Origin of the sequence: Coleofasciculus sp. LEGE 07092 (genome assembly GCF_015207375.1) — a bacterium.
Classification (GTDB): Bacteria; Cyanobacteriota; Cyanobacteriia; order Cyanobacteriales; family Coleofasciculaceae; genus LEGE-07092.
In genome coordinates, this window is the sequence record NZ_JADEWY010000183.1 from 1 (window position 1) to 10454 (window position 10454).

The following is a 10454-nucleotide window of genomic DNA, read 5'->3' on the forward strand; positions in this document are numbered from 1 at the left end:
CACGTAGGGAGATGGGGAGCTGGGGAGCTAGGGAGCTAGGGAGCTGGGGAGCTAGGGAGACAAGGGAGATAAATGGATTTGCGAGATGTTACTCCCATCTGCGCCACTGCTCAATCGGTAACTTAAATGCATAAGAGCGTATTACTGAGGCGGGAGTTTCACTGTCGGTGTCGTATTGTGTCCGCGCTGCCATTCGTGGAAATTATTAACAGTCCATAGGAGAAGCCCCGAACCTAAGTTGGGATGGGGTAGCAAATCAGCAATCAGTCCAACCACGATGAAAGCGGTAAGAATTGATAAGAGTTTGGGTTGAGTTTTCATGGTTGGTTGTTTTATCTGTTATCTGACAGCGCGAATCTCACTCTCTAGATATCTCGACAACAGGTTGGGGTTATGCAAAAAGGCTGATTTTTTAGGGCAAAAACTGATTTTTTCCGGTCAGCGCCCTAGAACAAAGGGAATAACTTATTATGACGATCCTGTGCCGACAAGTTTCCCTTAGAGAACTCTCCGCCTATGCCCGCGCTCATCGACGTCGGTGGCAAACCGGAATGGAAACAGCTATTGTCACCCATCACAGAACGACCCTAGGGTTTATCATTTCCCTGGATATTTTTGCTACGTTACCCACAGAAGCAGTTACCCAAATGCCTTTGCGAGACTTGCAACTTTGGCTGTTACAAAACCAGTATGGGTGGACAGAGGGAATTATGGATGGACTAACACTGACTTGGCACAAACGAGAGGTACTTGCTTTTGTTCACCCTCGTTATGCTACTAATTGTCTACTGCCTATACAACAGAGTTCAATTCATAATTCATAAAATTCATAATTCATAATTTAAACTTCGGCAAGAATAGGCTGCTCAATCTCTTGCTGCCACGCCTGCCAATAGGCACCAATCCGACTAACAAAGGTTTCGGTTTCTTCTGTATAAATTCGTTGCCCTAGTTGTTTTGCTGCTAATTGCAATTGAGTGCGTCGGCGATCGCTCAAACCTAACAATGCTTCCAATTCGCTGCTGTCTTGGAATAGTTCAGGATGATCGCCTATCCACTGGCGCAATACCGCTAAATCATGGTCGTCACCCAAATAATCCGCTAAGTCGTGGGTTTGATCTGCCAGTTCTGCCATTAGGCCCGACCAGATAGGTTTAAGAATTCTAAGATGATACCAAAGGTACTTGACCCGCTTTCGCCATTCATGCAGATTCTCTACCGTGGGCTGCTCAATGGCATGACGAAAACCCTTGTAACCTCGCTTGTAAACTCGATGCAAACCATCCCTCAACGCTAACCAATCGTTGCGTTCGATGGGTAAACTTTCAATCCGTTCTCGTGCGGCTTTAATGGATGCGATCGCAGATGTTACCGTATCATTCTCTTCAAATACCTGCTTACAAACCGAGTGATAATTCGCTTCTAATATCTGGCGTATCTCCGTAAAGGCATCTGCCGAGACAGATTCACTGAAGTGTTCGGTCAAGTCATCTAAAGTTTCCACCAGTACCTGAGCATCTCGCACATCTGACAACTGATGCCCCACATCACGAAAGCACTTATTTTCACGCTTGTAAATATCCTGCCCAATTTCATCCCGTACCAACCGCAGGACAGCCCGAATTTTTTTAAACCGTTTCCGGGCATTATGAACTGCTTCATCCTGGCTATTGTTGGTTTTGCCGCTCAACTGATTTACTGCCCTATCAATTTGTTCGCAGGTAATTCGCCTTATTGCTGATGGTACGGATTCGTGAGTATTGAGTTGATAAGGCATTTAAAAATTATGATGTATATAATAACGTCTCTACATTTTAGGAATTTTAGAATAGGCGTTTACTACCTCGGATCGTTCTGACAGGGAGTTTAATCCCCCCCTGGTAGTGACAAAGTGGAGGAAGCAACAAAAACTCCACACCGCCTTATGCTATTAGAATTAGTGCTTACATACCGTTCAGATATCTGACGTTGCTCTCCTTCGATATCTGATTATGAGCCACAACGACGAAACTCTCATCCGGTGCTGCATCTAATCTTTCTTTAGTCTCTTTTTAGCTTACAGGTTTGGTTATTTAAATTTCTCAACCTCTGGATATAAAATGAGCCAGTTTTTTATCAACCTGTAGGCGTAATTGAGGAAAAATGGCTCTAGAAAGATGACTCCCAAAAGTTCCTAACTTATTCTTGTTCAATTTTGGGTACAAAGTCAGGGCGCTCTTTATCTTTCCAACCCATAGGACGTTTGGAATTGTACCAAGCAATAGAACCTAGAGTCGCGGCAGCAATAAAACCGATGATGCCAACTATAGTCAGGGAACCCGAAAACTCAGGAGTATTCGGATTTGCAGCAACTTCCATAAGTAAAAACATTCTGGACTTAATCTCCTAATCTCATCATTACTGGTACTAATTTACAAACTAGATATCCAAGGCAACATCTCTCTTAGTAAGTATTTGTTACGAGTTGAGTAGTAAGCGCTGAGGAGTAGGGAGTGGGGAATGGGGAGTAGGGAGTGGCGAGTAGGGAGTGGGGAATGGGGAGTAGGGAGTGGCGAGTAGGGAGTGGGGAATAAAACTCATGATTTCTCTGATAAAGTTTCAGAATTAAGGAGAAATAACCTAAGTTGCTAGTTAGCCGTGCGATCAAGATATTCGCTACACTAGACTCTTTCCAGGAACAGGCATTAGTTTCTTTTAGCGATCGCCTTCGTTATCGCTAGCTCGTGGGGTGCTGCTACTAAGGAGAAAAGCTTTGGTGAGTTATTTAGACAGACGCGAATGGCTGCTAACCAATGGATTGGGCAGTTTTGCCAGCGGTACAGTTTGCGATGCTCGCACACGCACCTATCACGGTTGGTTGATTGCCGCCCTCGAACCACCAGGACGGCGTACCTTATTACTGTCTCACATCGATGCTAGTTTGGAAGTGGCAGGTAAGGTTTGGGCAATTTCAACCAATTTCTGGGACGGAGGTAGGAAAATTGACCCTCTCGGCTACCAGTTACTGCGGTGGTTTGATACCGAGCCAGTTCCCAAGTGGATTTGGGGTGCTCAGGAGTGGCAATTGACTCGTCGGCTGGTGATGCCTTACGGATTAGTAGAGAGTGGAGAAGATCCAACGGCAGAGTTTCAATGTTGCAACCGTATTTTAATAGAGTACCACTACCAAGGGAGCGAAATAGCGACATTAAGACTGCGCCCCTTGATTGCCGATCGCGATTTTCACCACCAGCAATTAGCAGATGACTCTTTACAATTCTCCCAACTGGTAGGGCATCAGCAAATCTACTTACAAGCCATACGTGACAATCAACCGGGAACGCCTTGGCAGTTGCGCTGGAGTGGCGGTGATTATCAACCAGAGGGAGTTTGGTACTGGAACTATTACTATCCAGAGGAAAAGCAGCGGGGCTTGGGCGATAGAGAAGACCTTTATAGCCCTGGTTATCTAACTGTGATCATGCATCCCGGAGCAACCGTAACCCTAGAAGCGCGGGTGGGATGCTTGGAAGTAGCACCAACTCAAGAGGCGACTCATTCCATCTCTACAGAGGTATTCGAGCAGGCGGTACAGGATGAGAAAGAACGGCACAACCGACTTTACGAGAGGTTTTTAGTCGCTCCCAACAGACTCCCTGAACCTCCTATTTCCCCATTACCCATTCCTGAAAAGATTTGGCGTCAGCTACTGCGAGCAGGGGATCAATTTATTGCTTACCGCGCTTCAATTCAGGGTCCGACAGTGATTGCCGGGTATCCCTGGTTTGACGATTGGGGACGCGATACACTGATAGCCTTACCAGGATTGGCTTTAGCAACCAAGCGCTTTTCCTTAGCAAAGGGATTGCTCAAAACCTTTGGTCGTTACTGCCGTGACGGTTTGATTCCCAATACTTTTCCAGATGGCAGTACCGAACCCATTTACAACAGTATTGATGCGTCCTTATGGTGGCTGGAAACCTTGGGGCTTTATCTGGAAATGACCCAGGATTGGGATTTTTTAATTCAGCAATATCCTGTGGTGCGGAAAATCTATAAAACCTATACCGCTGGCACCCACTATCACATCCAAGTTGATGCTACTGATGGACTGCTCACTTGGGATGCACCAAACATGGCGATTACCTGGATGGATGTTGTTCTTGATGGCAACCCAATAACGCCCCGCCTGGGAAAGGTGATCGAAATTAACGCCCTCTGGTATTCAGCGCTCTGTTGGATCGCCAAGTGGACTGAAAAAATGGTGATTGGTTCGATTAAAGATCGGGTGCGCCTATTGCACCATGCCCAGCACTACACCCAACAAGCACAAAAAGTCAAGATATCTTTGCAAAAATTTTGGAATCCAGAACAGAATTATTTTTACGATGTCATTGAGCCAGATGATCACCGGGATGAGCGAATTCGCCCGAATGCAGTTCTGGCGCTCTCCTTGTATCACTGTGGCTTTCCAGAGGAACAGGCACGGCAAGTTTTGCAAGTGGCACGCGATCGCTTGCTAACTCCCTACGGCTTACGCAGTCTCGACCCCAATCACCCAGAATACATTGGTTACTATAGCGGCGATCGCTGGCATCGGGACAGCGCTTATCACCAAGGCACAGTTTGGAGTTGGCTACTTGGTCCCTTTAGCCGTGCTTGGACGCGCTTCTATCCTAAAGAACCCCTACCCTTCGACTGGCAGCCATTACTCAATCACCTTCAAGAGCAAGCCTGTATCGGCTCGATTTCGGAAATTTTTGATGGCGATGCACCTCACTTACCCCAAGGAACAATCGCTCAGGCTTGGTCAGTTGCTGAATTAATTCGCTACTTTGCCGATTGAAGGTCTTTCTGATGGTTATAACCAATAATTTATTGGCAACTTTTCTACTGCTGATCCTCATTTGGGAATTTTTTGAGGGCTGCGATCGCATGCAACCGCACGGTGTGTTCTGAGTCGCCCGTCAACTTACTCAAAACCTCTATCGCCTGCTCATCTCCCAGTTGTCCTAGGGATAATGCGATCGCTTGTCTGATTCGTGTCTGTTGAATTGCCTGCTGTCCTGAGTGCAGAAAGTTAATTAAAATTTGGGTAGCTTTCGGTTTCAGGGGGGCTGACTCAACTCGCCCCAACACGGTGACAATCTCTTGGCACACTAATTCAGGTGCCCAACGCAGTCCCTCTTGCAAGTAGTCTAGAGCTTTAGCCGTTTCTGACCAACTCAACGCCCGCACAAGTTCGAGTTTCAACTCAACGGGTGTCGCAGGTGACTTGAGTACTCGAAACAACGCTTCGCTAGCATCGTCGGTTCCCAAACGTCCCAGAGCGATCGCGGCTTGCTGGCAAACGTCTCCATTTAGGTCGTACAGTAAAGGTTTTAAGCAGTTGACTAAATCTAAATGGGTTAACTGGTGGGCGCGTAACCCCAAACCAATCACTGCAACTTTTCTGACCAATGCTGCCTTATCCTTCAATGCAGCGACCAAAATGGGCGGAATCCGAGAATCGTGAAAGCTACTCAATGCTTCAATTGCCGTGGCGCGGATCGTTGGCAGTGGATCGTCAACTACACTCAGTAACGGGGCGATCGTTTCTGGGCGTCGGATATGGAACAGCGCTTGTACTGCTAGCGCCCTCAACTCTTCTTCTGCCAGCAACCTGCTTAAGGCTTCAATGGCTGAAGAACCCATATTTGCTAAGGCTTGAGCTGCTATTTGAGCTAAGTCTTCATCCTCAGAGACTTGAAGTAGTTGTACTAAAGACACGACGACCATTGGTTCGTTAAACTCTCCTAAGATTCGACCTGCAAACCAACGAGCTTCTGGATCGGCATCCTCATCTTGCAGGAGTTCAATCAGAGGTGCAATGGCAGGTTGCCCAATGGAGGGAAAAAGTTTCGCCACCTCCCATCTCTCCTGAAAATCACCCGCTTCAATCACTTGTAGTGCCAGATCAAGTACCTGCTGTTGATTGCTTTCATCTGGCAACTGCGACTCCGTACTCTTTCTGTCGCCATGCAACCGTTGCAAGCACTGATTGAGTAACGACCAATTTCCCTGCTGTGCAGCCGTTTTCGCTTGTTCTAAGGTCTTAGACATATTTGAATTGTGGTCTTCTGATAACGTTTTACTCACGTTATTAAATACCCCTGTTCCAGGAAGAATTAACAAAATTGTTAAGATTGAGAGTTTTTCTGCGGTTATCCCTATTGTCCTTTACTTAGCTTGAGAATAAGCTTTAGGAGCCAATAAAAGGAGAGTTTCAGGCTTGGCGGCGGGCAATTTTCCCTAGGTGTCTAATTTTGATTTTCCACTCCTGAGTTCTCTCAACCGCTCAATACTGTATAAAATAATAGGGGGAGAGTTGCAAAGTCATAATAGATTTTCGCTCAATGGTCGCCACTAGTCTAGCTGCCCTCATTGCTTTATCTTAGTCAACTCCCCCGCCCGTAGGAACTATGGACTAGACATCCACCGGAGGAATTTAGATCAAAGTTGGTAGTCCTCTTGTGGTGTGGTGTAATGGAATCTTAGGAGATCCCACTTTAAAAACCTTTCATGCAAACCAAAGCTTTTAGCGAGCTTTTCCCATTGTTTAATACAGCGAATCCAGAAACATTAGAATGGCTGCTGTCAGTGGGTGTAGAACACGAGTATCCAGCAGGTCGAGCCGTCTTGATGGAAGATGCTTGGGGTAACGCCGTTTACTTCATTATTTCAGGTTGGGTCAAAGTTCGACGCCTTTACGGGGAAAATGCCGTTACTCTGGCAATGTTGGGTAAGGGTGATTTTTTTGGTGAAATGGCAATTCTCGATGAATCCCCCCGTTCTACCGATGTCGTTGCTCTTTCGGACGTGAAGTTACTCAGCGTTTCTGCCCAGCGCTTCATTCAAACGCTCTTCAAAGACTCCCAACTGCACCACCGTATGTTGCAACTGATGGTGAGACGGTTGCGCCAGACTAATCTCCGCTTTCAACGCCGCCATCAGCCCCCTGCTATCAAGTTAGCGAATACTTTGGTAGGTTTGGCAGACAGCTACGGTCAAGTGACTGAAAAGGGAACGGAAATGTTTAATATTCCCTATAAGGACTTAGCCGATGTTACCGATATCAGCGTTGAGGATACAGCCAAAATCATGGATAAGCTGGAAAATAAGGGCTGGATTAAGGTTGACCAACAACAGCCTGTTATCTGCCTGATCAATCTCAAACAGCTCACGCATCTGGCAGGGAGGATTTAGGAGGGTTAAGGGTTAGAAACTAAGAATACTAAACCCTTAATGTAAAGAGCAATACTAGCTCAACCACCCAGACGACCGACTAGTGTTGCTCGTAGAATAGTACTACGCTCTGGTACTAACGCTTTTGCTTTTATCCAACTCCCCCGCATTGTTTTGGGGAGCAGGGTTGGCTGCGTCTGGAGCCTTTAAAGCTAATGGCTAATCGTTAATAATGACTGAAGCAACAACAGTTCGCCCCAGTAACCCACCCACGACTGCACCGACCATCCACTACCAGGTAGCAATGCCTAAGCCCCAGTCTCACCTGTTTGAGGTGATAGTGCAAGTGCAGGGTTGGTCTGAATCGGTACTGGATTTGAAAATGCCCGTCTGGACGCCCGGTTCTTACTTGGTGCGGGAGTATGCCAAACATCTACAGGATTTCTGGGTCGAAGCTAGTAACTGCCCACAGCCTTTGCAGTGGTGCAAACTCAGTAAAAATCACTGGCAGATTAAAACAGAGGACGCCTCAAACATAACCGTGCGCTATCGGGTGTTTGCCAATGAGTTATCAGTCCGCACCAATCACCTAGATGCAACTCACGGCTATTTTAACGGTGCCGCCCTGTTTTTGTTCATTCCCGGCTTTGAGCAGCACTCGATTCAAGTCACTGTTGTACCTCCTAAACCTGATTGGACAGTTACTACCCCCCTACCCTCTGTTCCAGAGTCTCCCCATACCTTTGAAGCGGCAGATTTTGACACACTCGTTGATAGTCCGTTTGAGATTGGTTGTCATCAAGTTTATGAGTTTGAGGCGCTGGGCAAACCCCATCAACTGGCAATCTGGGGGCAGGGAAATGCTAACCCAGAACGTATTATTGCCGATACTCAGAAAATTATTGAGGTAGAAGCTCAATTATATGGGGGGTTGCCCTACGAGAAGTATCTGTTTTTGCTACACCTATCATCTGGTGGTTTTGGGGGTTTAGAGCACAAAAATTCCTGTTCGCTAAATTATCCTCGCTTTGGTTTTCGGGCAAAGGATAAGTACAACCGCTTCATGCAACTAGTGGCGCACGAATTCTTCCACTTGTGGAATATCAAGCGAATTCGACCCAAAGTGCTGGAAAAATTTAACTATGAACGAGAAAGCTATACGACTTCGTTGTGGTTTTGTGAGGGGACGACAAGTTATTACGATTTGGTCATACCGTTCAGGGCACGAATCTACGATACCAAGACGTTCTTAGACGGTTTGAGCAAAGAAATTACGCGGTTGCAGACGACACCGGGACGTTTGGTACAACCGGTCAGCGAATCGAGTTTTGATGCCTGGATTAAGCTGTACCGTCGGGATGCTAACAGTGATAATGCTCAAATTTCTTACTATTTGAAGGGAGAACTGGTATCCTTTTTGCTAGACTTGCTGATTCGGGCGCGTCATGGAAATAAGCGATCGCTCGATGATGTCCTGCCCTTAATGTGGCAGCAGTTTGGCGCGAGGGAAGTTGGCTTTACCTCCCAACAGTTGCGAGACACCATCGAGTCAGTGGCGGATACCGACTTGAGCGATTTCTTCAACCGCTATGTTGATGGCACCGAGGAATTGCCCTTTGACAAGTACCTCGAACCATTCGGGTTAAAGCTGATGGGTATCGAAGAAGAGGAACTCGTACCTTATTTAGGGGTGAAAGGGAAAACTGAAAACGGGCAGGACACTATTGTTTTTGTGGAAGCGGACTCCCCTGCTGGTGTGGCGGGTATTGATGCTGGGGATCAGTTGCTGGCGATTGATGGCTGGCGGGTTACGACCGAACAATTGAGCGATCGCCTTAAAGATTATCATCCTGGCGACACGATTGAGTTGACGGTTTTCCACCAAGATCAACTCTGTACATTTTCCATTACCCTCGGAGCTTTCCAACCTAGCCGTTACCAAATCATGCACATTGAGAATTCTACAGACGCCCAGAAGCGAAACTTGGCTGGGTGGCTGGAGTAGCTTGAGATAAGGGAGATGGGCTTGCCGTGAGCGTCAGTCGAACGGGAGAGGGGGAGATGGGGGGAGTTATGTTGGTGATCGTTGAGCCTCGTCGAAACGAAAATTCGGGTTTTCTATCCCCTTGTCTCCTTGTCTCCTTGTCCCCCCATCCTAATCTTCCCCTGCTCCTACAGAGGGAGTAAGAGGGGAGGGGTGTAGTACAATCTATAAACCAGACGCCCGATAGAGTTTTGATGGCTGGTATTTACGATGCACAATTTTTTGCCGATTGTTTACTTCCAAAATCAATTCATACCGTTTGAGGATGCCAAAATTTCCATTGCTACCCATGCCTTGCATTACGGGACGGGTGCTTTTGGGGGGTTGCGGGGCATTCCCGATCCTGAAAATCCCCAGCAAATTTTACTATTTCGATTAGATCGTCACTGCCAGCGATTGAGTGACAGTGCCAAGTTTTTGCACTACGATTTACCCGCTGATAAAATTCAGGATATTATCATTGAATTTGTAAAACGGAATAACGTTAATACATCCTTCTATATCCGACCATTTGTCTATACGTCAGATTTGGGAATTGCTCCTAGGCTTCATAAAATTCAGAAAGATTTTTTTGTTTATGGATTGGAATTAGGCGATTATTTATCACCAGAGGGAGTAAGTTGTCGGATTAGTTCTTGGTATCGCCAAGAAGACCGGAGTTTACCCTTAAGAGGGAAAGTGAGTGGGGCTTACATTACCTCATCGTTAGCGAAAACAGAAGCTGTAGAATCGGGCTTTGATGAAGCCATTTTGATGAATTCTCAGGGTAAAGTTTGTGAAGCTTCTGGGATGAATGTCTTTATTGTGAGAAGAGGTCAGTTAATTACACCAGGATACGAACAAGATATTTTAGAAGGTATCACAAGAGAAAGTATTCTGACCTTGGCGAAAGACTTAGGAATTCCAACGGTAGAAAGACCTGTGGATAAATCGGAACTGTTTATCGCTGATGAAGTTTTCTTGAGTGGAACGGCTGCCAAAATTACACCCATGAAGCGAGTTGAAAATTACGAATTGCCAAAAATCAGACCGATTACGGAAAAACTCAGGGATAAACTGACAGCGATTACCGAAAATCGAGACCCGAATTATCAAGATTGGGTGTACGCGATTCCCCTAGGATAAGAGGGAGCGGGGGAGCAGGGGAGCAGGGGAGAAGAGGAAACCTCAAAAATCTCTGTTTCTCCTCACACCCTACACCCTACAC

The 10454-nt window shown here is 46.5% G+C and carries 9 protein-coding genes; 5 read left to right on the forward strand and 4 right to left on the reverse strand.

The window, feature by feature from the left end; genetic code table 11:
- Positions 1–141: 141 nt before the first annotated feature.
- On the reverse strand, positions 142–321 hold the full coding sequence (locus IQ257_RS27335; RefSeq protein WP_193879295.1) for a hypothetical protein: 180 nt from the start codon (positions 319–321) through the stop codon (positions 142–144).
- A gap of 149 nt (positions 322–470) precedes the next feature.
- Here IQ257_RS27335 and IQ257_RS27340 point away from each other — a divergent pair, with 149 nt between their 5' ends.
- The gene (locus tag IQ257_RS27340) at positions 471–824 is read left to right on the forward strand and encodes a hypothetical protein (RefSeq protein ID WP_193879292.1); all 354 of its coding nucleotides are present in this window, start codon (positions 471–473) and stop codon (positions 822–824) included.
- Positions 825–841: 17 nt separating this feature from the next.
- Here IQ257_RS27340 and IQ257_RS27345 read toward each other — a convergent pair whose 3' ends face one another.
- Positions 842–1777, reverse strand: coding sequence for a CHAD domain-containing protein (locus tag IQ257_RS27345; RefSeq protein ID WP_193879289.1), 936 nt, complete (start codon positions 1775–1777; stop codon positions 842–844).
- A 401-nt stretch (positions 1778–2178) separates the two neighbouring features.
- A complete protein-coding gene (psb35, locus tag IQ257_RS27350) occupies positions 2179–2370 on the reverse strand; it encodes a photosystem II assembly protein Psb35 (protein ID WP_193879286.1) in 192 nt (63 codons plus the stop codon).
- Between the two features lie 385 nt (positions 2371–2755).
- Here psb35 and IQ257_RS27355 point away from each other — a divergent pair, with 385 nt between their 5' ends.
- A complete protein-coding gene (locus IQ257_RS27355) occupies positions 2756–4825 on the forward strand; it encodes an amylo-alpha-1,6-glucosidase (RefSeq protein ID WP_193879283.1) in 2070 nt (689 codons plus the stop codon).
- A gap of 44 nt (positions 4826–4869) precedes the next feature.
- Here IQ257_RS27355 and IQ257_RS27360 read toward each other — a convergent pair whose 3' ends face one another.
- On the reverse strand, positions 4870–6081 hold the full coding sequence (locus IQ257_RS27360) for a HEAT repeat domain-containing protein (protein WP_193879265.1): 1212 nt from the start codon (positions 6079–6081) through the stop codon (positions 4870–4872).
- A 459-nt stretch (positions 6082–6540) separates the two neighbouring features.
- Between IQ257_RS27360 and IQ257_RS27365 the strand changes: the two genes are divergently transcribed.
- The 3 genes from IQ257_RS27365 (at position 6541) to IQ257_RS27375 (ending at position 10372) form a co-directional block, all read left to right on the forward strand.
- Positions 6541–7224: a Crp/Fnr family transcriptional regulator gene (locus IQ257_RS27365; protein ID WP_193879262.1), complete on the forward strand. Its 684-nt coding sequence runs from the start codon at positions 6541–6543 to the stop codon at positions 7222–7224.
- Positions 7225–7435: 211 nt separating this feature from the next.
- Complete coding sequence (locus tag IQ257_RS27370) at positions 7436–9208, forward strand: M61 family metallopeptidase (protein ID WP_193933378.1); 1773 nt, start codon at positions 7436–7438, stop codon at positions 9206–9208.
- Between the two features lie 249 nt (positions 9209–9457).
- Positions 9458–10372, forward strand: coding sequence for a branched-chain amino acid transaminase (locus tag IQ257_RS27375; protein WP_193879257.1), 915 nt, complete (start codon positions 9458–9460; stop codon positions 10370–10372).
- Positions 10373–10454 lie beyond the last annotated feature (82 nt).

What these genes read in the sequence shown, in the direction of transcription:
- psb35 (WP_193879286.1), bottom strand. Translation starts at nt 2,370, where the DNA reads ATGTTTTTACTTATGGAAGTTGCTGCAAATCCGAATACTCCTGAGTTT.
- IQ257_RS27360 (WP_193879265.1), bottom strand. Translation starts at nt 6,081, where the DNA reads ATGTCTAAGACCTTAGAACAAGCGAAAACGGCTGCACAGCAGGGAAAT.
- IQ257_RS27340 (WP_193879292.1), top strand. Translation starts at nt 471, where the DNA reads ATGACGATCCTGTGCCGACAAGTTTCCCTTAGAGAACTCTCCGCCTAT.
- IQ257_RS27370 (WP_193933378.1), top strand. Translation starts at nt 7,436, where the DNA reads ATGACTGAAGCAACAACAGTTCGCCCCAGTAACCCACCCACGACTGCA.
- IQ257_RS27375 (WP_193879257.1), top strand. Translation starts at nt 9,458, where the DNA reads ATGCACAATTTTTTGCCGATTGTTTACTTCCAAAATCAATTCATACCG.
- IQ257_RS27345 (WP_193879289.1), bottom strand. Translation starts at nt 1,777, where the DNA reads ATGCCTTATCAACTCAATACTCACGAATCCGTACCATCAGCAATAAGG.
- IQ257_RS27365 (WP_193879262.1), top strand. Translation starts at nt 6,541, where the DNA reads ATGCAAACCAAAGCTTTTAGCGAGCTTTTCCCATTGTTTAATACAGCG.
- IQ257_RS27335 (WP_193879295.1), bottom strand. Translation starts at nt 321, where the DNA reads ATGAAAACTCAACCCAAACTCTTATCAATTCTTACCGCTTTCATCGTG.